This window comes from Burkholderia sp. BCC0398 (assembly GCF_902833245.1).
Taxonomy (GTDB): Bacteria; Pseudomonadota; Gammaproteobacteria; order Burkholderiales; family Burkholderiaceae; genus Burkholderia; species Burkholderia sola.
The window spans coordinates 178,450-201,261 of record NZ_CADFEM010000013.1 but is presented as its reverse complement, the minus strand read 5'-3'; the positions used below and the strand labels follow the sequence as shown (position 1 = coordinate 201,261).

Annotated in this window: 20 protein-coding genes; 9 read left to right on the top strand and 11 right to left on the bottom strand. The window is 67.6% G+C overall.

Going from position 1 to position 22,812, the window contains the following annotated elements:
• Positions 1-42 precede the first annotated feature (42 nt).
• Complete coding sequence (gene argS / locus HWX76_RS26925; RefSeq protein ID WP_050017796.1) at positions 43-1,824, bottom strand: arginine--tRNA ligase; 1,782 nt, start codon at positions 1,822-1,824, stop codon at positions 43-45.
• Positions 1,825-2,024: 200 nt separating this feature from the next.
• Here argS and HWX76_RS26920 point away from each other — a divergent pair, with 200 nt between their 5' ends.
• On the top strand, positions 2,025-2,348 hold the full coding sequence (locus HWX76_RS26920; protein ID WP_006489103.1) for a DUF1840 domain-containing protein: 324 nt from the start codon (positions 2,025-2,027) through the stop codon (positions 2,346-2,348).
• A 94-nt stretch (positions 2,349-2,442) separates the two neighbouring features.
• Here the strand turns inward: HWX76_RS26920 and metH are convergent, their stop codons facing one another.
• From metH to HWX76_RS26895, 5 genes are all read right to left on the bottom strand, one after another.
• Positions 2,443-5,160: a methionine synthase gene (metH, locus tag HWX76_RS26915; RefSeq protein WP_050017797.1), complete on the bottom strand. Its 2,718-nt coding sequence runs from the start codon at positions 5,158-5,160 to the stop codon at positions 2,443-2,445.
• Between the two features lie 41 nt (positions 5,161-5,201).
• Positions 5,202-6,269, bottom strand: a complete 1,068-nt coding sequence (locus tag HWX76_RS26910; protein ID WP_050017798.1) for a homocysteine S-methyltransferase family protein — start codon at positions 6,267-6,269, stop codon at positions 5,202-5,204.
• Between the two features lie 203 nt (positions 6,270-6,472).
• On the bottom strand, positions 6,473-6,730 hold the full coding sequence (locus HWX76_RS26905) for a DUF3567 domain-containing protein (RefSeq protein ID WP_006477667.1): 258 nt from the start codon (positions 6,728-6,730) through the stop codon (positions 6,473-6,475).
• 247 nt (positions 6,731-6,977) lie between these two features.
• The gene (locus HWX76_RS26900; RefSeq protein WP_050017799.1) at positions 6,978-8,228 is read right to left on the bottom strand and encodes a DUF3108 domain-containing protein; all 1,251 of its coding nucleotides are present in this window, start codon (positions 8,226-8,228) and stop codon (positions 6,978-6,980) included.
• Positions 8,229-8,341: 113 nt separating this feature from the next.
• Complete coding sequence (locus HWX76_RS26895) at positions 8,342-9,208, bottom strand: IclR family transcriptional regulator (RefSeq protein ID WP_050017800.1); 867 nt, start codon at positions 9,206-9,208, stop codon at positions 8,342-8,344.
• 129 nt (positions 9,209-9,337) lie between these two features.
• Between HWX76_RS26895 and HWX76_RS26890 the strand changes: the two genes are divergently transcribed.
• From HWX76_RS26890 to rfaE2, 6 genes are all read left to right on the top strand, one after another.
• Positions 9,338-10,330, top strand: a complete 993-nt coding sequence (locus HWX76_RS26890) for a fumarylacetoacetate hydrolase family protein (protein WP_050017801.1) — start codon at positions 9,338-9,340, stop codon at positions 10,328-10,330.
• Positions 10,331-10,470: 140 nt separating this feature from the next.
• On the top strand, positions 10,471-11,298 hold the full coding sequence (locus HWX76_RS26885; RefSeq protein ID WP_050017802.1) for an enoyl-CoA hydratase/isomerase family protein: 828 nt from the start codon (positions 10,471-10,473) through the stop codon (positions 11,296-11,298).
• 81 nt (positions 11,299-11,379) lie between these two features.
• Positions 11,380-12,129: a PhaM family polyhydroxyalkanoate granule multifunctional regulatory protein gene (locus HWX76_RS26880; protein ID WP_176016577.1), complete on the top strand. Its 750-nt coding sequence runs from the start codon at positions 11,380-11,382 to the stop codon at positions 12,127-12,129.
• A gap of 24 nt (positions 12,130-12,153) precedes the next feature.
• A complete protein-coding gene (locus HWX76_RS26875) occupies positions 12,154-13,380 on the top strand; it encodes a patatin-like phospholipase family protein (protein WP_050017804.1) in 1,227 nt (408 codons plus the stop codon).
• A gap of 466 nt (positions 13,381-13,846) precedes the next feature.
• Positions 13,847-14,725: a ferritin-like domain-containing protein gene (locus HWX76_RS26870; protein ID WP_176016576.1), complete on the top strand. Its 879-nt coding sequence runs from the start codon at positions 13,847-13,849 to the stop codon at positions 14,723-14,725.
• 171 nt (positions 14,726-14,896) lie between these two features.
• Positions 14,897-15,382, top strand: coding sequence for a D-glycero-beta-D-manno-heptose 1-phosphate adenylyltransferase (gene rfaE2 / locus HWX76_RS26865; protein WP_012329309.1), 486 nt, complete (start codon positions 14,897-14,899; stop codon positions 15,380-15,382).
• A gap of 16 nt (positions 15,383-15,398) precedes the next feature.
• Here rfaE2 and HWX76_RS26860 read toward each other — a convergent pair whose 3' ends face one another.
• From HWX76_RS26860 to HWX76_RS26850, 3 genes are all read right to left on the bottom strand, one after another.
• On the bottom strand, positions 15,399-15,641 hold the full coding sequence (locus tag HWX76_RS26860) for a hypothetical protein (RefSeq protein WP_050018166.1): 243 nt from the start codon (positions 15,639-15,641) through the stop codon (positions 15,399-15,401).
• A 197-nt stretch (positions 15,642-15,838) separates the two neighbouring features.
• The gene (locus HWX76_RS26855; RefSeq protein WP_050018165.1) at positions 15,839-16,639 is read right to left on the bottom strand and encodes a type III pantothenate kinase; all 801 of its coding nucleotides are present in this window, start codon (positions 16,637-16,639) and stop codon (positions 15,839-15,841) included.
• Positions 16,636-17,556 (bottom strand): biotin--[acetyl-CoA-carboxylase] ligase, encoded by a 921-nt coding sequence (locus HWX76_RS26850; protein ID WP_050018164.1) that lies wholly within the window; start codon positions 17,554-17,556, stop codon positions 16,636-16,638. Before HWX76_RS26850 ends, HWX76_RS26855 begins: the two co-directional genes overlap by 4 nt.
• Positions 17,557-18,046: 490 nt before the next feature.
• Here HWX76_RS26850 and HWX76_RS26845 point away from each other — a divergent pair, with 490 nt between their 5' ends.
• Positions 18,047-18,652: a hypothetical protein gene (locus HWX76_RS26845; RefSeq protein WP_235356331.1), complete on the top strand. Its 606-nt coding sequence runs from the start codon at positions 18,047-18,049 to the stop codon at positions 18,650-18,652.
• Positions 18,634-19,263 carry a type VI secretion system amidase effector protein Tae4 gene (locus HWX76_RS26840; RefSeq protein WP_080334426.1) on the top strand — a complete coding sequence of 210 codons (630 nt, stop codon included), beginning with the start codon at positions 18,634-18,636 and terminating at the stop codon, positions 19,261-19,263. The genes HWX76_RS26845 and HWX76_RS26840 overlap by 19 nt, the downstream gene beginning before the upstream one ends.
• Before the next feature lie 500 nt (positions 19,264-19,763).
• Here the strand turns inward: HWX76_RS26840 and HWX76_RS26835 are convergent, their stop codons facing one another.
• Complete coding sequence (locus HWX76_RS26835) at positions 19,764-20,615, bottom strand: tetratricopeptide repeat protein (protein ID WP_050018163.1); 852 nt, start codon at positions 20,613-20,615, stop codon at positions 19,764-19,766.
• A gap of 8 nt (positions 20,616-20,623) precedes the next feature.
• Positions 20,624-22,693: a bifunctional 2',3'-cyclic-nucleotide 2'-phosphodiesterase/3'-nucleotidase gene (locus HWX76_RS26830; protein ID WP_176016575.1), complete on the bottom strand. Its 2,070-nt coding sequence runs from the start codon at positions 22,691-22,693 to the stop codon at positions 20,624-20,626.
• Between the last annotated feature and the right edge of the window lie 119 nt (positions 22,694-22,812).

The window sequence follows — 22,812 nt, the reverse complement described above, 5'->3', positions numbered from 1 at the left end:
CCGCGGCCATTCGCGGCCCGGTTCGGGGCCGCGCTGACATCCTTACATCTTGGCGGGCGCGGATACGCCGAGCACCGCCAGACCGTTCTCGAGCACCTGCCGGGTCGCGGCGAGCAGCGCGGCGCGCGCATTGCGCGGCGCTTCGTCGTCGACCAGCACGCGCTCCGCATTGTAGAACGAGTGGAATTCGCCAGCGAGATCGCGCAAGTAGAACGCGACCGCGTGCGGCGCCAGCTCGTTCGCCGCGTGCGTGAGCATGTCAGGATACTCGGCGAGCTTCTGCATCAGCGATGCCGCTTGCGCGCTCGTCAGTTGCGACAGGTCGGCGCCTGGCAGTTGCGCGACGTCGACGTTGTAGCGCGACTTCAGTTCGTTGAGCACCGAGCAGATCCGCGCATGCGCGTACTGGACGTAATAGACCGGGTTTTCGTCGTTCTGTTTCAGCGCGAGGTCGATGTCGAACACGAACTCGGTATCGGCCTTGCGCGAGATCAGGAAGAAACGCACCGCGTCGCGGCCGCGCGTGATGGTCGCCTCGTCGATCAGGTCGGGTGCCGCTTCCTGGCCCGCGGCCGCGCCGCCCGACCATTCGATCAGGTCGCGCACCGTCACGTAGCTGCCCGCGCGCTTCGAGATCTTCACTTCCTGGCCGTCGCGCATCACCGTGACCATCTTGTGCAGCACGTAGTCGGGATAGCCCTTCGGGATCCCGATGTGCAGCCCCTGCAGGCCGGCGCGCACGCGCGCGATCGTGCCGTGGTGGTCCGAACCCTGGATGTTGATCACCTTCGTGAAGCCGCGCTCCCACTTCGTCACGTGGTACGCGACGTCCGGCACGAAGTACGTGTACGTGCCGTCCGACTTGCGCATCACGCGATCCTTGTCGTCGCCTTCGTCGGTCGTGCGCAGCCACAGCGCGCCGTCCTGCTCGTAGGTCATGCCGGCCTTGACCAGCGCGTCGACCGTCTGCTCGACGCGGCCTTCGCTGTACAGCGACGACTCGAGGTAGTACTGGTCGAACTTCACGCCGAACGCCTGCAGGTCCATGTCCTGCTCGCGACGCAGGTACGTGACCGCGAACTTGCGGATCGCGTCGAGATCCTCGACGTCGCCCGCGCCCTTCACCGGCTCGCCGTCCGACGCGGCGACCGTTTCGCCGTTCAGGTAGTCGCGCGCGATGTCGGCGATGTACTCGCCGTTGTACGCGGCTTCCGGCCAGCCCGCGTCGCCCGGCTTCAGGCCGCGGGCGCGCGCCTGCGTCGAGATCGCCAGGTTGCCGATCTGCACGCCCGCGTCGTTGTAGTAGAACTCGCGGTGTACCGCATAGCCCTGGCTCGCGATCACGTTCGCGAGCACGTCGCCGAGCGCGGCCTGGCGGCCGTGGCCGACGTGCAGCGGGCCGGTCGGGTTGGCCGACACGAATTCGAGCAGCACCTGCTTGCCTTTCTCGCGATCCGACGTGCCGAACGCGCGGCCCTGGTCGAACACGGCGGCGATCACCGCCTGTTTCGCGGCGGCCGACAGGCGCAGGTTGATGAAGCCGGGGCCGGCGATCTCGGCGGCTTCGACGAGGCCTTGCGCGGCCGGCTGCGCGGTCAGTGCGGCGACGATCTGCTCGGCGAGCTGGCGCGGGTTCGCGCCGAGCGGCTTCGCGAGCTGCATCGCGACGTTGCACGCGACGTCGCCGTGCGCGGCGACCTTCGGGCGCTCCAGCGTGATGGCGGGGGCGACGAACGCCGCGTCGGCGCCTTTCAGCGCGTGTGCGACCTGCTTGACGCTATCCGCGAGCAGGGCTTCGAGGGTCTGTTTGTGTGCTGGCAGCATGCTGGTAGAAGGCTTCGTTGGTGGCGGCCGGAAACGCGGGCCCGCCGGCGCGCTTTTTAAGCGCGCGTTTCAGGGATCGCAGAATTTTAACAGGTGCTAATATGCCGCTCAGGCGGCCCGCGTCCGCGAGGCCGGACGCCGGTCTGTCGGCGTTCCCCAACCGCGCCGCGCAGGCACAACAAGATGAAAAGGGAATTGTCATGATTACGTTCAAGAGCAAGGCGGCACAGGATCTCGACGTGCTGAAGGATTTCGCCGTGTATGTGCTGGGTCTCGTCGGCAAGCAGCTGGGCGAGCGCGGTGTCATTACGCACGACGAACTGGACCACGCGATCGCCAAGCTGGAAGGCGCGGTCGCGCAGGCGAAGCAGGAGCGCGCCGAGCACGCCGGCCATTTCCACGAGGACGAAGCCGACCACGCGCACCATGAAGTGCCGCCGAGCCTGGCCCAGCGCGTCGCGCCGTTCCTGACGATGCTGCGCGAAGCGAAGGCCGGCCAGGCCGACGTGCACTGGGGCTTCTGAGCGTCCTTGCCTGGCGGATCGAACGGTTCGCCCGACACGAAAAAAGCCCGCGTTCGAGCGGGCTTTTTCTTTTGTCTGATGAAATTTGCGTCGATCAGAGCTGCGGCGCGAGCGCGCGGCGCGCGTCGTCGAGCGACAGCGCCATACGTTGCGCGTAGTCCTCCAGCTGATCCTGTCCGATTTTCCCGACCGAGAAGTAACGGCTGTCCGGATGTGCGAGGTAGAAGCCCGACACGCTCGCCGCCGGCAGCATCGCCAGCGAATCGGTCACGCTCATGCCGATCTCGTCCGCGTGCAGCACGTCGAACATGTCGCGCTTCACGAGGTGGTCGGGGCAGGCCGGGTAGCCGGGCGCCGGGCGGATGCCCGCATACTTCTCGGCGATCAACGCGTCGTTGTCGAGCGTCTCGCCGCTCGCATAGCCCCACAGCTCGCGCCGCACGCGTGCGTGCATCGCTTCGGCGAACGCTTCCGCGAAGCGGTCGGCGAGCGCCTTCAGCATGATCGCGCTGTAGTCGTCGTGATCGGCTTCGAACTGCTTTTCCTTCACGTCGACGCCGAGGCCGGCCGTCACCGCGAACATCCCGATGTAGTCGGCCACACCCGACTCCTTCGGCGCGATGAAATCGGCGAGCGAACGGTTCGGCCGCATCACGCCGTCGACCACCGGGCGCACGCTCTGCTGGCGCAGATTGCGCCACGTGAGCAGCACTTCCGAGCGCGACTCGTCGCTGTAGATCTCGATGTCGTCGTCGTTGACCGTGTTGGCCGGCAGCAGCGCGATCACGCCGTTCGCGGTCAGCCAGCGGCCCTGGATCAGGCGCGCGAGCATCGACTTGGCGTCGGAGAACACGCGCCGCGCCGATTCGCCGACGATCTCGTCGTTCAGGATCGCCGGGTACGGGCCCGCGAGATCCCAGGTCTGGAAGAACGGGCCCCAGTCGATGTAGTTCGCGAGTTCGTTCAGGTCGTAGTTCCTGAACACGCGGCGGCCGATGAACTTCGGCTTCACCGGCTGGTAGCCGGCCCAGTCGATCTTCGTCTTGTTCGCGCGCGCGTCGGCGAGCGTGACCATCGGCTGCGCCTTGCGGTTCGCGTGCTGGTCGCGAATGCGTTCGTAATCGGACTTCAGCTCGTCGAGATACTTCGCCGCGCCTTCGTCCGACAGCAGGTTCGACGCGACCGACACCGAGCGCGACGCGTCCGGCACGTAGACGACCGGGCCTTCGTAGTGCGGCGCGATCTTCACGGCCGTGTGCACGCGCGACGTCGTCGCGCCGCCGATCAACAGCGGAATCTTCTTCACGCGGAAGTAGTCGTCGCGCTGCATTTCGGACGCGACGTACGCCATTTCCTCGAGGCTCGGCGTGATGAGGCCCGACAGCCCGATGATGTCCGCGCCCTCGACCTTCGCCTTCGCGAGGATCTCGTTGCACGGGACCATCACGCCCATGTTGACGACTTCGAAGTTGTTGCACTGGAGCACGACCGACACGATGTTCTTGCCGATGTCGTGCACGTCGCCCTTCACGGTCGCGATCACGATCTTGCCCTTCGCGCGCACGTCGCCGCCCGCTTCCGCGAGCAGCCGCTTTTCTTCCTCGATGAACGGGATCAGGTGCGCGACCGCCTGCTTCATCACGCGCGCCGACTTCACGACCTGCGGCAGGAACATCTTGCCCTGGCCGAACAGGTCGCCGACGATGTTCATCCCGTCCATCAGCGGCCCTTCGATCACGTTGATCGGACGGCCGCCGGCCGCGGCGATCTTCGCGCGCACTTCTTCGGTATCCTCGACGATGAAGGTCGTGATGCCGTGCACGAGCGCATGCGAAAGCCGCTTCTCGACCGGCTGGTTGCGCCACTCGAGGTTCTCTTCCTTCTTCGCGCCGCCCGCCTTGAACTTGTCGGCGATTTCGAGCAGACGATCGGTGGAATCGTCGCGGCGGTTCAGGATCACGTCTTCCACGCGCTCGCGCAGCTCCGGGTCGAGATCGGCGTACACGCCGAGCTGGCCCGCGTTCACGATGCCCATGTCCATCCCCGCCTGGATCGCGTGGTACAGGAACACGGTGTGGATCGCCTCGCGCACCGGGTCGTTGCCGCGGAACGAGAACGACACGTTCGACACGCCGCCGCTCACCTTCGCGAACGGCAGGTTCTGCTTGATCCAGCGGGTCGCCTCGATGAAGTCGACCGCGTAGTTGTTGTGCTCCTCGATGCCGGTCGCGACCGCGAAGATGTTCGGGTCGAAGATGATGTCTTCCGGCGGGAAGCCGACTTCGTTCACGAGGAAGTCGTACGAGCGCTTGCAGATCTCGGTCTTGCGCGCGTACGTATCGGCCTGGCCGGTTTCGTCGAACGCCATCACGACCGCGGCCGCGCCGTAGCGGCGGATCAGGTTCGCGTGGTGGCGAAACGCGTCCTCGCCTTCCTTCAGCGAGATCGAGTTCACGATCGCCTTGCCCTGCACGCACTTGAGGCCGGCCTCGATCACGTCCCACTTCGACGAGTCGATCATGATCGGCACGCGCGCGATGTCCGGCTCCGACGCGATCAGGTTCAGGAAGCGCACCATCGCCGCCTTCGAGTCGAGCATCGCCTCGTCCATGTTGATGTCGATCACCTGCGCGCCGTTCTCGACCTGCTGGCGCGCGACGGCGAGCGCCTCGTCGAACTGGCCGTTGAGGATCATCCGTGCGAACGCCTTCGAGCCGGTGACGTTGGTGCGTTCGCCGACGTTGATGAAGAGCGTCCCGGGCGTGACGTTGAACGGCTCGAGGCCGGCAAGGCGCATCATGTGATCGGTCATGGCGGTGCGAATTCTTTTGATGATGGACGTGGGGCGGTCGGTCAGGCGTTGTCGCTGTACTGGTTCGGCCAGCGGCGCGGCTTCACGTCGGCGAGCGCCTTCGCGATCTCGGCGATGTGCTCGGGCGTCGTGCCGCAGCAGCCGCCCGCGAGGTTCACGAGCCCGGCCTGCGCGAATTCCTTCAAGAGGCCCGACGTGACGTCGGGCGTTTCGTCGAAACCGGTGTCGCTCATCGGGTTCGGCAGGCCCGCGTTCGGGTAGCACGACACGTAGGTGTCGCACAGCTTCGCGAGCTCGGCGATGTACGGGCGCATCAGCGCCGCGCCGAGCGCGCAGTTCAGCCCGAACGTGAGCGGCTTCGCGTGACGCAGCGAATTCCAGAACGCCTCGACCGTCTGGCCCGACAGGATCCGGCCCGACGCATCGGTGACGGTGCCCGAGATCATGATCGGCAGGCGCTCGCCGGTGTTCTCGAACAGCTCGTCGAGCGCGAACAGCGCGGCTTTCGCGTTCAGCGTGTCGAAAATCGTCTCGACGAGGAACAGGTCGACGCCGCCGTCGAGCAGCGCCTTCGCCTGCTGGTAGTACGACGTGCGCAGCTCGTCGAACGTGACGTTGCGTGCACCCGGATCGTTGACGTCCGGCGAGATGCTGGCCGTCTTCGGCGTCGGTCCGATCGCGCCCGCGACGAAGCGCGGCTTGGTCGGCGTCGCGTATTTCGCGGCCGATTCGCGCGCAAGCTTCGCCGATTCGACGTTCATCTCGACGACGAGCGCTTCCATCCCGTAGTCAGCCTGGGCGACGGTTGTCGCGCCGAACGTGTTGGTTTCGACGATGTCGGCGCCGGCCGCGAAGTACTGGTCGTGGATCTCGCGGATGATCTGCGGCTGCGTGAGCGACAGCAGCTCGTTGTTGCCCTTGATGTCGCGCGGGAAATCCTTGAAGCGCTCGCCGCGATACGCGGCTTCGTCGAGCTTGTAGCGCTGGATCATCGTGCCCATCGCGCCGTCGAGGATCAGGATGCGCGATTTCAGCAGCGCGGGCAGGGCGGCGCCGCGCGTGTAGCGCGCGTCGAGCGGGACGGAAGCGGCGAGAGGAGTCGCGGACATGGGCGGAAAATCGGCGAAGACGGGAAAACCGTCATTGTAGCCGGTGCGTCAAGCGGTCGTCGGCCCTCGCCGCATGGGCCGGACGGGCCGCCAAAGGAAAGCCCCCGCCGGCGAGCCGGACGGGGGCAGGATCGGAGTGCACGCGGCGCCGCATCGATGCGCGGCGAATGGCCCGGCCGCGTGACGCGCCGGGCCGCGAGTCGTCAGTGCAGCACGACGGGCATCATCATCAGGCTGTCGAATTGTCCGAGGAATTCGTCGACCTCGTCGAGCGACGGTTCATCCTCGATCAGCTGCTTCACGTGCGCGCGGAATCGTTCGGCAAGTTCGCCGTCGATGAAGATTTCGCGCTGCGCGTTCTTGTCGACGATTTCGTATCCGCCGGCATTCATCAGGTGATGGCCGGCCTGCGGCGCAAATTCGACGACGCAGTAATTGGGGCTGTTGTAGATCATTTGCATGGCGGCACTCCTCTTCGCAGTGGCATCTGGCCTTGTTGTCCCCTAGGTGGGGCAAGCCTTGCCGGTTTCAAGGGGCTTGCGCTGCACACCCCGTTCTCCCGTTTGCGTGGGGTGTATCGGTTAGAAGCCGATGTCTATCAAACGTTTCTCATTGTGAGCCGGTGGACTGAAATAGTTGTTAAAGAATGTCATCGGCCATTTCCGGAAAAACTGTAATCGGTCGAAATTGCCGATTCATGTGCGTTTATCACTGTGTGACAGTCGACGCCGCCGGTGGTTGCATCGTCGCGGGCGGTGTCGATGGCGCCGGTTCCGCAGGCGGCGCAGGCGATGCATGGGGCGTCGACGCCGCGGTGGGCGCGTTCGTTGCGCCGCCGGGCGCTGCATCGGCAGGCACGTTCGGTGCGGCGAGGCGGCCGTGCCACAGCAGCTCGATCTGCGCACCGTTCGGCTCGGTCTGCACGAGCCGCGCGGGCAGCCAGCCGAGCGACGGCGCGAGCCACATGTCGATGCGGCGCGTGTCGCCGTCGCGGCGCGGCAGGCGCATGAAGTGGCGCGCGCCGACGATGCCGGCCTGCGTCTGCACCTGCTCGTCGCCGATCACGGTGATCGGCCAGGTCTCGCCACTGTTGTTGTCGATCACGAAGAACTGCTGCGTGACGCCAGGCTTGTAGGCGGCGGGATTGCCGCGCAGCAGCCCCGACAACTGCATCAGCATGCTGAAGCGGTCCTGCACGCCGTCGGGCAGCGGCGCGTTGTTCGGCGTGCGCGTGAACACCACCTGCCGGATCTCGCGGTTGAAGATCGCGATGTCTTCCGGCCGCTTGCCGCGCTTCTCGACGTAACGGTCGGGCGCGACGCCGAACGCGTCGATGCGGCCTTCGCTGCGATAGGTGAACGGGCCGACGAACGGCACCGGCATCGACACCGACAGGTCGTACGTGTGCCCGTCGGTGCGCCAGTGGATCGTGCCGATCATGTTCTGCATGCCGTTGTAGAACGTGTCGTATTGCAGGTCGCCGGATGGCGGCGCGGCGAACTTCACGCCGCTCGTGGCAGGCCCCGGCGTCGCGGCGCTGGTGCCCGCGGCCGACGCGGCTTGCGTGCCCGAAGCCCCCGATGCGCCGCTCGCCGCGGATGCGGCGGCCGCCGGCGGTTCGCCGTGCTCGGCCGTTTGCGTGGAGGTGAGGACCGGCTCGTGCGACGGCGCGGGTTTCGGCGGGGCGGCCTCCGGCGCGGCAGCCTTGGGTGCGGCCGGACGTTCGACCGGCTTCGGTTCCGGTGGCGCAGGCTGGCGCTCGATCGGCTGCGGTTTCAGCAGTTCGATCTGCACGGGGATCTCAGCGGACGGCGGCGGCGTGAACGATTCGCGGTTGCGCATCAGCCAGAATCCGGCAAGCGCGTGCAGTACCAGTACGGCGACCAGCGCGACGCCCACGCGCAGCCAGCGGCGGGGCAGGGCGTGACTCGGGCGAAGGTCGGCAGGCTGGTTGGGCATCGGAACAGGGTCGGGCGCGTGGGTGACGTCGGGCGCGCGGCGCGCGCCACAGGAATCGGACCGCCGGATGCGCTGCCCGTTCGCGAGGCGTGACGTCGCGTGAACCGGATGTGTCAGGCGTCGCGTGCGTCGGGACTATAGCCGAGTTCGTAAGACAGTTTCTGCGCGCATGCGCGCAGCGCGGTGTCGATCTCGCCGCCCCACGCGATGTCGAACGAGCCTTCCTGGCCGAGCGCGACGATCGCGAGCGCCAGTTCGCCGACTGCGTCGAACACGGGCATGCAGAACGCATGGATCGTCGGCAGCAGCATCCCTTCGACGCGCGCGGCCTGGTGCTCGCGCACGTCGGCGAGCACCGCGTCGACTTCGTCGAGCGTGCGCGGGCCGCCGTGGTGCGGCGAGCGGCGCGTATCGGCGAGTTCGCGCTCGAGCATCGCGGCGGTCTTGCTGCGCGGCAGGTACGCGGCGAATAGCAGGCCCGTCGCGGAGCCGAGCAGCGGCATCACGTCGCCGAGCTTCAGCGACGCCTTCGCCGGATGGCTCGATTCCATCCAGTGCACGATCGTCGGCCCCTGGTTGCCCCATACCGCGATGCCGACCGTCTGGTCGAGACGGTCGCGGAATTCGGTCAGCGCGATCCGCGCGAGCTTCACGCCGTCGACGCGTGCGAGCCGCGCGAGGCCCATCTGCAGCGCGAAGCCGCCGAGCTCGTAGCGGCCCGAGACGGGGTCCTGCGACACGACGCCGAGCCGCGAGAAGCTGACCAGGTAGCGGTGCGCCTTCGCCGGGCTCATGCCCGCGCGCTGCGCGAGATCGCGCAGCATCATCGCGCGCGGCTCGCTCGTCAGCACGTCGAGCAGGCGGAAGCCGACCTCGATCGACTGGATGCCGGAACGGACCTTCTCGCCGTGTTCGCCGGAAGCGGCGTCGTCGGTATCGGAGTCGACGAGATCGTCGTCGGGGAGCGGGCTGGCGGGCATGGGCAACGGGTGCGCGAAAATGCGACAGGAAACGGGGCGAAAACGGCGTGCGCGATCATGGCGCGCCGCAGGGATTCACCATCGTAAAATAGATTCCCTCCATCGTCACTACAACGGCAGATCCTCCCTATGAAACTTGCTTCGCTGAAGGACGGCACGCGCGACGGCCAGCTGATCGTCGTGTCGCGCGACCTGCACACCGCGGCGATTGCCGATGCGATCGCGCCGACGCTGCAGCGGGTCCTCGACGACTGGGCGTTCTACGCGCCGCAGCTGCGCGACCTGTACGACGCGCTGAACCACGGCCGCGCGCGCAATTCCTTCGCGTTCGATCCGGCCAACTGCATGGCGCCGCTGCCGCGCGCGTTCCAGTGGGCCGACGGCTCCGCGTACGTGAACCACGTCGAGCTCGTGCGCCGCGCGCGCGGCGCGGAGATGCCGCCCGAATTCTGGACCGACCCGCTGATGTACCAGGGCGGCAGCGACGATTTCCTGGGGCCGCGCGACGACGTCGTATGCCCGTCCGAGGAATGGGGCATCGATTTCGAGGCGGAAGTCGCGGTGATCACCGGCGACGTGCCGATGAGCGCGTCGCCCGACGACGCGCTGAAGGCCGTGCGGCTCGTCACGCTCGTGAACGACGTGTCGCTGCGCAACCTGATTCCGGCCGAACTCGCGAAGGGCTTCGGCTTCTTCCAGAGCAAGCCGGCCACCGCGTTCGCGCCGGTCGCCGTCACGCCCGACGAGCTCGGCGACGAATGGCGCGAGGGCCGCGTGCACCGCCCGATGATCGTCCACTGGAACGGCAAGAAGGTCGGCCAGCCCGACGCCGGCACCGACATGGTGTTCCACTTCGGCCAGTTGATCGCGCACGCGGCTAAGACGCGCAACCTGCGCGCCGGCTCGATCGTCGGCTCCGGTACGGTATCGAACAAGGACGCGAAGCGCGGCTACTGCTGCATCGCCGAGAAGCGCTGCCTCGAGACGATCGAGCACGGCGCGCCGCAGACCGAGTTCATGCGCCATGGCGACACCGTGCGCATCGAGATGTTCGACGCGGCCGGCAAGTCGATCTTCGGCGCGATCGAGCAGTCGGTTTCCCCGCCCGACGGCGCGGCATAAGCGGCGCGGTACGTAACGCAACGCGACGCGACGGCGAACCCCGGCTTCGGCCCGCGCGCCGGGTTTCGCCCGATGTTTGACCGCGCGGGCTTGGCTACACTCGATTCAAGCGTTCGAGCACCTCGAACAAGGAGCAGCAGATGGCCGATCTCGCCGCGTACGGCGGTTACGAAGCACTGAAGGTGACGCGCCGCGACCATGGGGTGCTCGACATCGTGATGAGCGGCGAGGGCGCGAACCGCAGCAGCCTCGCGACCGCGAACGCGCGCATGCATCGCGAACTCGCCGACATCTGGCGCGACGTCGATCGCGATCCCGACACGCGCGTCGCGGTGATCCGCGGCGAAGGCAAGGGCTTTTCGGCGGGCGGCGATCTCGCGCTCGTCGAGGACATGGCGAACGATTTCGACGTGCGCGCCCGCGTGTGGCGCGAGGCGCGCGACCTCGTCTACAACGTGATCAACTGCAGCAAGCCGATCGTGTCGGCGATGCACGGGCCGGCCGTCGGCGCGGGGCTCGTCGCCGGGCTGCTCGCCGACATCTCGATCGCCGCGAAGGATGCGCGCATCATCGACGGCCATACGCGGCTCGGCGTCGCGGCCGGCGACCACGCGGCGATCGTGTGGCCGCTGCTGTGCGGGATGGCGAAGGCGAAGTACTACCTGATGCTGTGCGAGCCCGTGAGCGGCGAGGAGGCCGAGCGGATCGGGCTGGTCTCGCTCGCGGTCGCGCCGGCCGACCTGCTGCCGAAGGCATACGAAGTGGCCGAGCGGCTCGCGCACGGTTCGCAGTCGGCGATCCGCTGGACCAAGTACGCGCTGAACAACTGGCTGCGCACGGCCGGGCCGACCTTCGATACGTCGCTCGCGCTCGAATTCATGGGTTTTTCGGGGCCCGACGTGCAGGAAGGCATCCGCTCGCTGCGCGAACGGCGCCCGCCCGCGTTCCCCGGCGACGCGCCGTTCTGACGTGCGCGCTATGATCGAATCACGCGCGGCTGCGCGACGCACGGCGGCCGCCTCGTTCCCCCAGTCAACCAGGATGCCCGTATGACGACCGATGCCTCCGGCGCCAACCCTTTCGCCGGCTTTGCCGGGTTCCAGCCCGCCGACATGATGGACCGGATGTGGGACATGATGCGGATGTCGCCGTTCGGCGGGATGGCGCCGTTTCCGGGCGCCACGCACGGGCTGCCGCCGTCGCTGTCGAGCATGTCCGACATGATGTCGCCGCTCACGAACGTCGAGGAACTCGACAAGCGGATCACCGATCTGCGCGCGGTCGAGCAGTGGCTGAAGCTCAATCTCGGGATGCTGCAGTCCGCGATCCAGGCGCTCGAGGTGCAGCGCGCGACGCTCGCGACGCTGCGCGCGTTCGGCGCGTTCGCGCAAAGCTCGATGTCGGCGGCCGAGGAAGCGGCCGTGGCCGCCGCGCAGGCCGCGAAACCCGCGTCAGCGGGCGAGGCCGCGCCCGCGGCCGATGCGGCCGATGCGGCCGATGCGGCGGAAGACGACCCCGCGCAGCAGCCGTTCGACCCGTCCGGCTGGTGGAACCTGCTGCAGACGCAATTCAACCAGCTCGCGAGCCTCGCGATGGCGCAACCGGGCATGCAGCCTGCGGCGCCGGACGCCGCGCCGCCGGAGGCCGCCGCCGCGCCCGGGCCCGGGCCCGCGACGAAGTCCGCCGCGGCCGCGCCGCGCAAGCCCGCCGCGAAGCGCGCGAAGCCGTCCGGTTCGGCCGCGGCGCGCGCGGCGGCCGCTTCGTCGCCCGAAACGCGTCCGCCGAAGCGCTCGACGTGATGCGGCGCAGCTAGGCGGTCGATCATGCGACTCGCGCTCGTTCTGATGGGAGGCGGCGCGCGCGCCGCATACCAGGTCGGCGTGCTGAAGGCGCTGGCCGAAATCGCGCGCGAGGCCGATCCGCAGCGGCATACGGTGCCGTTCGCGGTGATCTGCGGTTCGTCGGCCGGCGCGATCAACGCGACGTCGATCGCGAGCCACGCGGACGACTTTTCCCACGGCGTGCGGCGCCTGCTCGAATTCTGGGAGCCGCTGCGCGCCGATTACGTGTATCGCACCGACTGGCTCGGCATCGCGGGCGCCGGCGCGCGCTGGCTCGCGACGATGACGTTCGGCTGGGCGGCCCGCCGCTCGCCGCGCGGGCTGCTCGACAACACGCCGCTTGCGCACCTGCTGCAGCGCGAGCTGAGCTTCCACCGGATCGAGCAGATGCTCGAGGCGCGTCTGCTGCACGCGCTCGCGGTCACCGCGCTCAGCTATTCGAGCGGCCGGCACCTCACGTTCTACCAGGCCGCCGAGCCGATCCAGGCGTGGCGGCGCGCGCAGCGCACCGCGCGGCTCGTCGACCTGTCGGCGTCGCACCTGCTCGCGTCGTCGGCCATTCCGTTCGTGTTTCCCGCCGTGCCGCTCGTGCTCGACGGACAGGTCGAGTACTTCGGCGACGGCTCGATCCGGCAGATCGCGCCGCTGTCGCCGGCGATCCACTTCGGCGCGGACCGGATCGTCGTCGTCGGTGCGGCCGATCCGCGGCCCGAGATCCCGGCCGCGAACGGCACGGGACGGGCCCGTGGCTACCCGACGCTCGCGCAGATCGGCCAGCAGGTGCTCGCGAGCGTGTTTCTCGACTCGATCGGCTCGGACATCGAACGGATCGAGCACATCAACCAGATGATCGAGCACCTGCCGCACCAGGTCGAGATCGACAGCGGCTGGCGGCACGTCGACGTGCTCGCGATCGCGCCGTCCGAGCGCATCGAGCTGATCGCCGCGAAACACCTGAAGCAGATGCCGGCGACGATGCGCGGGCTGCTCGGCGCGATCGGCGGCAGCCAGCCGACCGGCGCATCGTTCGCCAGCTACCTGCTGTTCGAGGAAGCGTTCACGCGCGAGCTGATCGAGCTCGGCTACCGCGACGGCCGGGCCCAGCGGGAGACGCTCGCCGGCTGGATTGCCGGGGCGGACGGCGGCAGCGCGCCGGCGGCCGGCACGCCGCCGGAAGACGGCCTCGCGACCGGCGAAATACGGGTCTGACACGCGAAGGCGCACTGTAAGGTTGCGTTTTCGCGACGGTGGGCCGCGACCGATCGCCGCACCGAGGTAGGCGGCGCGCGACCGGCCGGGCGTCTCGGAACCGTCATGCACGCGTGCTATCATGGCCGCCGCCGTATACACCATATCGAGCAGCCCGCCGATCCGGCATCCGCACGGGGACCTTTCGGGGAACCCGCCTGGGGCAGGGGACGGGCGCGCCAACGAGCCGGCCAGCGCCGGCCCCCACTCAGGCAAGCGCGGCCGGCTTCGTCCGAACGGAGCGGGTTGCGGCATGCCCAACGGCGGCAACGCGGCCGCCTGGCTGCCGGACGAGGAATCGACGTCCGGCGGGCCGGTTTCCCGCGTAAAATTACAGTCTTGGCTGCAAAAAGCGCGCGTGGCGCGCTTGCGCGGCAACAGTCACGTTTAGAGAAGTCGCATTGCGCAGAACAGGGGTGGGACCATCATGAACACCATGCTTTATCCGGAACTTTACAGGTCGCTCGAAGCTGTCCGCTGGGACATGGAGAAGGACATTCCGTGGGACAAGTTCGACGCTTCGCTGCTCACCGACGAGCAGGCGAAGACGATCAAGATGAACGCGATCACCGAATGGTCGGCGCTGCCCGCGACGGAGATGTTCCTGCGCGACAACCAGCACGACAGCGATTTTTCCGCGTTCATGAGCGTGTGGTTCTTCGAGGAGCAGAAGCATTCGCTCGTGCTGATGGAATACCTGCGCCGCTTCAAGCCGGAGATGGTGCCGACCGAAGCGGAACTGCACGCGGTGCGCTTCCAGTTCGATCCGGCGCCGCCGCTCGAGACGCTGATGCTGCACTTCTGCGGCGAAATCCGCCTGAACCACTGGTACCGTTGCGCGGCCGACTGGCACACCGAGCCCGTCATCAAGCAGATCTACGAAACGATTTCGCGCGATGAAGCGCGTCACGGCGGCGCGTACCTGCGCTATATGAAGAAAGCGCTGAACAACTGCGGCGACGTCGCCCGCGCCGCATTCGCGAAGATCGGCGTGCTGATGGCGTCGGCGCGCCGCACCGAGAAGCCGCTGCACCCGACCAACCTGCACGTGAACCAGGCGCTGTTCCCGCGCGACACCGTGCAGTCGCGCCTGCCCGATCCGGAATGGCTCGAGCGCTGGCTCGACGAGCAGATCCGTTTCGACGGCGAGTGGGAGAAGAAGGTCGTCGAGCGGATCCTGCACAACCTGTCGATCCTGTTCGAGCGCACGTTCGCGACCGCGCAGGAACTGAACCGCTACCGCAAGGAAGTCACCGGTCGCCTGCAGGCCGAAAGCGGCCCGTCGTCGGCCGCGCAGCCGGCCTGAGGCTGGCCGGCGCCGCCGGCGCAAGTCGGGTCCGATTCGCACCCGATTCGCGCGCGGCTCACGGCACACCGTGTCGCGTTCGTTGCATGAAGCCCGCCCGGCCGGTCCGGCGGGCTTTTTATCGGGCGCCGCCGTCGCGCGCGCCGTCGTTCATTCCGTCCGATCTCCATCATGTCCGCCACCTTCGAACGCAAGCTGATCACCCGTGATGCCCTCGTTGCACTGCGCGCGTCGCTGCCGTCGCCCGTCGTGTTCACCAACGGCGTGTTCGACATCCTGCATCGCGGTCACGTCACGTATCTCGCCGATGCGAAAGCGCTCGGCGCGTGCCTGATCGTCGGCGTGAACAGCGATGCGTCGGTGCGCATGCTCGGCAAGGGCGACGACCGGCCGATCAACCGCGAAGAGGATCGTGCGGCATTGCTGGCGGCGCTGGAAAGCGTCGACTGGGTCGTGACGTTCGGGGAAAAGACGCCCGTGTCGCTGATCGAGGCCGTCCGTCCGGACATCCTCGTGAAGGGCGGCGATTACGACATGGACGCGCTGCCGGAATCCGCGCTCGTGCGCGGCTGGGGCGGCCGGGCGCTCGCGATTCCGTTCGAGCACGACCGCTCGACCACTGCGTTGCTGAAGAAGGTGCGCGCGCAACAGTCCTGAGCGCGGCCCGGCGCCGTCACGGGGTCGATGCCGCGAGCGGTGCGGTCGTGACGGCCGGCGCGGCGATCGGGCCGCCGACGACGGGCTGGTCGGTTGCCCGCGCGAGCGGGGTCACGCGCAATGCGTCGGGCTGCACCTGCCGCGACAGCACGCCGGGCTCGCGCGGGCCGGCCGCCGGCAGCGGCCCGAACACGCCGCGCGCCACCACGAACGCGAGCATGTTGGCGAGAAAGAGAACAGCGATCAGCCAGCGCAGCATCGTCGAAACTCCTTGTCGTCATCGACGTGGTTGACGTCGTTCAGTCGAGCCGGCCGCATGGCCGGCTTCTTTCATGGCTTCTGTCGACCATGCGTGCGGGCCGCTGGTGCGGCACCGCGCGTATTGCATCGTCGGCGTGACGTGGGCCCGCTTCGGTCTGCGTCGCCACGCGCCGCCGGGATGCCGGCGCCTTTACATCAATCCTGCGCCGTCGCCGGGCCGGCCGCGTCCGTTGCGATCAGCGCGAGCCCGGACAGGATCAGCGTGTCATGCCGCGTATGCGGGACCGTCAGCGCACGCGCGACGTCGTCCGCCGCACCGCCGGCCAGCACGAGCCGCACCGGCGCCTGCCACGCGGCGACGAGATCGCGCCACGCGCGTTCGATCAGCCCGGCCTGTGCGTACAGGCAGCCGGCCGACAACGAGCGCGGCGTATCGACCTGGAACGGTTCGGCCTGCGCGCCCGCAAGCAGGCCGCTGGCGATATCGGTGGTCAGCGTCGGCAACTGCGCGGTGTGCGTGCCGAGCGCGCGCATCATCAGCGCCCAGCCCGGCGCGATCAGGCCGCCGGTGAAGCGGCCGTCCGCGCGCAGTGCCTCGAGCGTCGTCGCGGTGCCGAACGTCGCGATCAGCAGATGCTCGCCCGGAAACGCCGCATGCGCGCCGATTAGGCCGGCCCACCGGTCGCTGCCGAGTTGGTCGGGCGTCGTATAGCCGTTCGTCACGCCGCATTGCGCGGGGCGCGAGCGGATCGTCGTGCGCGGCACGCCCGGCCAGCGCGCGTCGAGCAGCGCGTCGAGCCGTGCGGCCACGTCGGCGCCCGCGACGTTCGAGATCCACGCGCCGCGCGGTCGCGGCAGCATCGACCAGTCGGGATCGGCGCCGCCGTCGCGCGTGTGGCCGAACGCACCCGTGTCGACGAGCGTGCGCCGCGCGTCGGTGAGCGCCCACTTGATCCGGCTGTTGCCGGCGTCGATCAGCAGGTGCGGTTCGCTCATTGCGCTTCGCGCAGCGATACGTCGCCGGCTGCGATCGTTTGTACGCCGCTCGGCGTGTCGAGCAGCAGCTGCCCGGTCGTGTCGATGCCCGTCGCGATGCCGCGCGCGCGTTCGACGCCCTGTTCGAGCAGCACGACTTCGCGGCCCGCGTACGCGTGCAGTGCGTGCCAGCGTGGCAGGAACGGTGCGAGGCCGTCGGTGCCGAACTGCGCGAGCGCGGGCGTGAGCGCGTTCAGCGACGCGGCGAGCGTATCGGTGAGGTTCGCCGACGCGCACGCGATCGACAGCGCGGCGGGCGGTAGCCCGCTCGCGAGCGTGGCTTCGCGCGCGCGCAGCGCGTCGACCTGCGCGGCGACGGCTTCTGCGCCGCGCACGTTGATGCCGAAGCCGATCACGACGGCGGTGGCGTCGGCGGTGGTCCAGACGGTTTCGATCAGGATCCCGGCGAGCTTGCCGACGATGCGCGGCGCGCCGTCGTCGTCGGCCGTCAGCAGCAGGTCGTTCGGCCATTTGAGCGCGACGCGCATGCGGGCGTCGAGCGGCAGCGTGGCCAGCCCTTCGGCGAGCGCGACGCCGATCGCGATGCTGAGGCCGCCGAGCGCATCGACGGCGCGCGGCACGATGCAGCCGACCGAGCACAGCAGCGCATTGCCGGGCTGCGCGAACCACGGGCGGCCCTGCCGGCCGCGGCCGGCCGTCTGTTCGAACGCGACGCGTACGAGCGGCGCGGGCAGCGCGTTCGCCTTGCGCGGCAGCGCCTTGAGCCGCGTCGCGACGTCGGCGTTGGTCGAGCCGGTGGCGGCGACGATGTCGAGCGGCCACGCACGCGGCGCGGCGTCCAGGTGCGCCTCGAGCCGGTTGCGCGCGATGTGCGCGTCGCCGGAATCGGGCGTGTCGGAGGAGGTGGGGGCGTTCATGGCGCCTATTGTAGCGACAGGGGGCGTGGGCGCGTCGGCAAGTGGGGCGACGGTCATTTCCTCGGGCGGCAGGGGCCGATTGATGTGCGACGCTTCGCGCGAATGTGCTCGTACCGAATCGGGAGAAGTGGCACGCAGGTAGTCGCGTGCATATGAGCTGGAATCAATGTAGCGCCGACATTCCGGTTGATCGATTGACGAAACGTCGTCGACCGATATCGATTGATCGGGATTTCGAATTCGTATGATGGATTTCCTTGTGCCGGTCGTGCATTTTGGTGCGATGAGATTTGCGCTGATAGCGACGAGAGGGAATCCGGATGAATGATGGCCAGCAATGGTTACTCGAGTCTTCGTTGGCTGTTGTCGGCCGGTTGATGGCTAGTGGCGGCCGGTATGCGGCTGGCAGGCCGACCGTCGTCGAATGTGCGGCGCCCGGTACTTTCGCAGATGAGCGTTGCTCGGGCGCGATGAGCCGAGGTGGCGCCGCATGATTCGCTATTTCCTCGCCAAGGGTGATCGGGGCGGCAGCGCGACGATCACCGAGGGACTGGAATACGTCACGTGTTCCAATCCGCCGCCGCGTGTGCAGATCGCCACGCTCTACATGAAAACCTACTGCACGGCTTGCGAGCAGGTTGGGTTTGTCGCGCCGAAAGGTCCGCGCTTGCCTGGCAGGGCACCGAATGGTCAGGGATGGGCGTTGAGTGGGGATATCAATGCATGCGGGTGCAATCCGCCGCCGGTGTTCTATGCCGAGCGGGGCATGAGGATGATCCTGACTTCGCATGAGGCGACTGAGCTTCTGGAGAATAGACACACTCCAACGCCCGAGGACGAAGCGCCGGTTGCGACGGCGAGAGCGGATATCACGCTCGATTACGACGAACAGGTACGTGTCGGCATCGGCACGACGTTGCCGCAAAGCTATCCCTATTTGATCGAAATGACCGACGGACGCACGTATGCGGGGCGTGTCGGTACGAATGGCCAACTGCCACGCATCGGTACCGAGCCCGCTGGCAGTTATACGATCTATTGGGGCGAAGATGCGCTCGCCCACCCAGACTGGACGCCATGCCCAACAGACCGATAACGGTGAGAGCGAATACGATCCCTCGATCCACCAAGGTAGTACAGCTTCACGCGGTGACATTCAAATCGTTGTGGGATGCCTATCCATCAGGGAATCCATACAACGATCCGGCCTATACGAATCAGTGCGCTATTCGTATAAGTGTCGCCTTGCACCGTGTTGGTGTCGACATGAAGTCATTTTCATCGAGGCTCGTCAGGCCTCTCGGCGGTCAACGTAGTATTGGGCGAATTCTGTTGAATGGAAAGGCAACGGCCACGCGCGCCAATGAACTCGGCTCGTGGCTCAACCTGCAGCCATTTGCCGGTCTCGGAAGGGCGGAGGTGATTACCGGAGCGGACTGGGAGGCGAAAATAAAAGGGCGTACTGGTATTGTGATGTTCGATGGTTACTGGGCGCGTGCAGGCGAGTCGGAATTGAATGCGAGCGGCGGTCACATTGATCTTTGGAATGGCTCTCGAATGACGATGAATGGTTTCTGGGGTGCGGCGTCGACGATAGGGCGATATATCGGGATGGTGTCGTTTCGGCAAGGAGCGAATGTCTTCCCAAGTCTCAGCTATTCCGATCTCGGGAAATCGAACTCAGTCTTGTTTTGGGAGATCAAGTGAAGCGGTTTGCGATTGCGCTTTTGGGGGGGCTTGGTGGTTTGCTGTTAACTTGGTTTTACCTCTACGTTTACAGCCATATCAATTGGCCGAAACTTGCAGGCACACCGGCTCGCGGTTGTTACGAGATCGACAAGTGCCCGACCTCATGGTGGCAGGGAGTATTGTTTCTGGCGTACTTGCTGGGGCCCGCCTTGTTTTTCTGCGTCGTCAATGTATTGGCGTATAGACGCTGGTCGTGCAAGAGATGGAGCACCACGCTCAGCATTGGAACCATACTCGCGGGCCTGTTCTACCTTGAGCCCTATGTTTCCCGGCTGCTTAAGTGGCGTACCGGATGAACAGACGATCCTTCACCGGTCGAACGGTTGGTGCGCCACTGCCGTCGCGCAGGCCGATTCCGGTTGCGGGGATCGATACCAATGCGCGGTGCGAGGATGACGCATGCGAAGCAATCACCGTTCGGCCGGGTCACGCCCACGCGCCCCCCGGCCGAACGGCCGTCACGGCGCAACCACCGGGTGCTTCAGCGCGTGCGCGGTCTCGATCCACTGCGCGTGGAATTCGTCCGCATCGGGCCGAAGCCCGAGTTCGCCGTTGCGATAGGCCATCGCGAGCGTCTGCACGGCTTCCGGCAGCTCGTGCTCGGCGGCGCGGCGATACAGCGCGAGCGCGCGCGCGTCGTCGCGCGGCACGCCGCTGCCGTCGCGGTACGCGTTCGCGAGCATGAAGTCGGCGGCCGGGATGTCCGCGCGCGACGCGATGTCGAACCAGTGCGCGGCTTGCACCGGGTCGGCCGCGATGCCGTAGCCGCTGCGGTAGATCAGCCCGAGGTAATACGCGGCGGCCGGGTCGCCGTCCGAGGCCGCTGCACCGAGCAGCGTCCGGGCGCGCGCATAGTCTTTCGGGAGATCGCCGCTGCCGAGCAGCAACGCCTTGCCGAGCGCGAGCTGCGCGCGCCGCGCAGCCGGCGCGTCGGCCGTGTCGGCCTTGTCCGCCGCCGCGGCCGTTTCCAGCCAGCCGCGCCCCTCGTCGCGCAGCCCCGGTTCATGCGCATCGACGAGCGCGATGCCGAGCGCCGCCTGCGCGGCGCCCGAGCCGCGGCGCGCGAGCGTGCGCAACTGCGCCAGCGCATGCGGCTCGGTCGCCTGCGTGACCATCGCCTGCCATTCGTCGAGCTGCGCGGCGCTCGGCGCGGGGCCGGCGCCGCGCAGGCCGGTCGCCGCGACGACGGCCGCGACGGTCACGGCCGCCGTCGCGAGCAGCGCGGCGGGCGGGAGTTTCGCGCGCAGCACGCGCCGCGCGGCGGCGGCGAAGCCGGTTTCGGCGGGCCGCATCGTCCGGATCGGTTGCATCGTGTGTCTCATTGCGTGAGGTCGATCTCGTAGGTCGCGAGGTTCTTGCCCGAGCCGTCGTCGGCCGCGACCTGCGTGATGCCGGTCAGGCCGGCCGCCGCCGCGTCGCCGAGGCGGTTCGGCGCGGACGCGAACCGCACGTGCGCGACCGAGCTCGCGAGCTTCGTGAAGCGCCAGCTGCGCTGCGCGCCGTCGGCCGCGCGCGTGATCGCGCCGCGCTTCTTGATGAACGCGATCAGCACGTCGCGGTTCGCGTCGGGCGACGCGAAGATCGTCTTGCTGCCGTCGAGGCCCGGGAAATTGCCGCCGCCGCTCGCGCGGTAGTTGTTGGTCGCGACGATGAACTGCGCGTTCGGGTCGATCGGCACGCCCTTGTACGTCAGGTTCCGGATCCGGCTGCCGACCGGCTGCGTGACGTCGATTTCATACGCGAGATCGGCCGACGTGAACATGTCGAAGTTGTAGCCGGGGAAGGTGCTGACGAGCGGCTGCACGGTGGCCTTGGTCGGGTCGATCGTGTTGAAGCGCTTCGCGGCCGTCTCGAGCCAGTTCTTCACGTCGGCGCCGCTCACCTTCACCGCGTACACGGTGTTCGGATACAGGTACAGGTCGGCCGCGTTGTTGATCGCGAGCGCGCCCGGCGCGACGTCGGTGTAGTCGGTGCCGCCGCCGAAGCCGCTCTTGAACGGCGCGCTGACCGACAGCACCGGCAGCGACGCGTACTGCGGCAGGTTCGCCTGCACGTAGGTCTTCACGTAGTCGGCCTGCGCCTCGTTGACGATCTGGATCGCGCCCGGATCGCCGACGTCCGCGAAGTACGAGTTCATCCGGTAGTCGGTCGAGCCGATCGGCGTCTTCACGTAGTCGATCGTCGCCTGGTGCTCGGCCGCGATCGCGGTGGAGACCGACGGGTCGGCCGCGACGTAGCTCTTGTCGGCGTTCTGGATCGGTCGCGCCTCGACGGTCGTTAGCGACTTGTCGACGATCCACGTCTTGCCGTCGAACTTAAGGCCAAGCTTGATCACGCCGAGGTGCTTGCCCCAGTAGTTGGCCATCACGGTCGGCACGCCGTTGACGGTGCCCTTGACCTTGTCGACGCCCGGCAGGTTGAACTGCGCGACGGTGCTGTTCGCGTCCGGAAACACCTGGTGCGAGTGGCCGATCAGCATCGCGTCGATGCCGGACACCTTCGACAGCCACCAGCTGCCGTTTTCCATCGTCGGCGAGTACGCGGAATTGTCGAGGCCGCCGTGCGAGATCGCGACGACGAGATCGGCGCCCTTCGCGCGCATCTCCGGAATGTACTTCTCGGCCGCTTCCTTCAGCCCGGTCGTATAGACCTTGCCGTCGAGCCAGCGCTTGTCCCAGTTCATGATCGCGGGCGGCGTGAAGCCGATGATGCCGATCTTCACGGGCGCGCTGACCGTCTTGCCGTCCGGCGCCGTGGCCGTCACCGTGCGCGTCAGGATCGTGTACGGCGTGAACAGCGGCGCATTGGTCTTCGCGCTGATCACGTTCGCGAGCACCTGCGGGAAGTTCGGGCCCGCGCACTTCTTCTGCTGGGCGGGCGCGGGCAGGCCGTCGACCTCGAACGTGTTGCCGGTCACCTGCGACAGGTACGGCAGCCCGTAGTTGAACTCGTGGTTGCCGATCCCGCCGCCGTCGAATTTCGCGGCGTTCATCACCTTGTAGATCGCGAGCGTCTGGTCGCAGCCGACCGGCTTAACCAGCGCCTGGTAGTCCGACAGCGCGGTGCCCTGGATCGTGTCGCCGTTGTCGAGCAGCAGCGTGTTCGGGTACTGCTTGCGCGCCTGCGCGATCAGCGTCGACACGCGCTCGAAGCCGAGCGAATTGTCGGCGGCGAGCTTGAAATAGTCGTACGACAGCACGTTGGTGTGCAGGTCGGTCGTCTCGAGCAGCGCGAGCGTGGCCGTCGTGCCGACGGGCGCCTGGGCCTCGGGCTGCGACGGCGGCGTGGCGGTGACGTCGTCGCCGCCGCAGCCGGCGAGGACGAAGGCGAGGCTGGCGAGCGCGGCGGCGGCCGGCACGTGGCGGCGGGAAAGCGGGGGGAGACGCATCGGTTGTCCTGTTCGGTGTTCTGTTTTATGAAACGCGAGGTACGCACGAATGGCGGCGCGGCGCGCCGACGGCCTGAGGTGCGGCGCGTGAGAGTATCGAAAGGAAACGTGACGGAACA

Excerpts from the sequence above, each read along its gene's own strand:
- argS (WP_050017796.1), bottom strand. The coding sequence starts at position 1,824 with ATGCTGCCAGCACACAAACAGACCCTCGAAGCCCTGCTCGCGGATAGC.
- HWX76_RS26920 (WP_006489103.1), top strand. The coding sequence starts at position 2,025 with ATGATTACGTTCAAGAGCAAGGCGGCACAGGATCTCGACGTGCTGAAG.
- metH (WP_050017797.1), bottom strand. The coding sequence starts at position 5,160 with ATGACCGATCACATGATGCGCCTTGCCGGCCTCGAGCCGTTCAACGTC.
- HWX76_RS26910 (WP_050017798.1), bottom strand. The coding sequence starts at position 6,269 with ATGTCCGCGACTCCTCTCGCCGCTTCCGTCCCGCTCGACGCGCGCTAC.
- HWX76_RS26905 (WP_006477667.1), bottom strand. The coding sequence starts at position 6,730 with ATGCAAATGATCTACAACAGCCCCAATTACTGCGTCGTCGAATTTGCG.
- HWX76_RS26900 (WP_050017799.1), bottom strand. The coding sequence starts at position 8,228 with ATGCCCAACCAGCCTGCCGACCTTCGCCCGAGTCACGCCCTGCCCCGC.
- HWX76_RS26895 (WP_050017800.1), bottom strand. The coding sequence starts at position 9,208 with ATGCCCGCCAGCCCGCTCCCCGACGACGATCTCGTCGACTCCGATACC.
- HWX76_RS26890 (WP_050017801.1), top strand. The coding sequence starts at position 9,338 with ATGAAACTTGCTTCGCTGAAGGACGGCACGCGCGACGGCCAGCTGATC.
- HWX76_RS26885 (WP_050017802.1), top strand. The coding sequence starts at position 10,471 with ATGGCCGATCTCGCCGCGTACGGCGGTTACGAAGCACTGAAGGTGACG.
- HWX76_RS26880 (WP_176016577.1), top strand. The coding sequence starts at position 11,380 with ATGACGACCGATGCCTCCGGCGCCAACCCTTTCGCCGGCTTTGCCGGG.
- HWX76_RS26875 (WP_050017804.1), top strand. The coding sequence starts at position 12,154 with ATGCGACTCGCGCTCGTTCTGATGGGAGGCGGCGCGCGCGCCGCATAC.
- HWX76_RS26870 (WP_176016576.1), top strand. The coding sequence starts at position 13,847 with ATGAACACCATGCTTTATCCGGAACTTTACAGGTCGCTCGAAGCTGTC.
- rfaE2 (WP_012329309.1), top strand. The coding sequence starts at position 14,897 with ATGTCCGCCACCTTCGAACGCAAGCTGATCACCCGTGATGCCCTCGTT.
- HWX76_RS26860 (WP_050018166.1), bottom strand. The coding sequence starts at position 15,641 with ATGCTGCGCTGGCTGATCGCTGTTCTCTTTCTCGCCAACATGCTCGCG.
- HWX76_RS26855 (WP_050018165.1), bottom strand. The coding sequence starts at position 16,639 with ATGAGCGAACCGCACCTGCTGATCGACGCCGGCAACAGCCGGATCAAG.
- HWX76_RS26850 (WP_050018164.1), bottom strand. The coding sequence starts at position 17,556 with ATGAACGCCCCCACCTCCTCCGACACGCCCGATTCCGGCGACGCGCAC.
- HWX76_RS26845 (WP_235356331.1), top strand. The coding sequence starts at position 18,047 with ATGATTCGCTATTTCCTCGCCAAGGGTGATCGGGGCGGCAGCGCGACG.
- HWX76_RS26840 (WP_080334426.1), top strand. The coding sequence starts at position 18,634 with ATGCCCAACAGACCGATAACGGTGAGAGCGAATACGATCCCTCGATCC.
- HWX76_RS26835 (WP_050018163.1), bottom strand. The coding sequence starts at position 20,615 with ATGCAACCGATCCGGACGATGCGGCCCGCCGAAACCGGCTTCGCCGCC.
- HWX76_RS26830 (WP_176016575.1), bottom strand. The coding sequence starts at position 22,693 with ATGCGTCTCCCCCCGCTTTCCCGCCGCCACGTGCCGGCCGCCGCCGCG.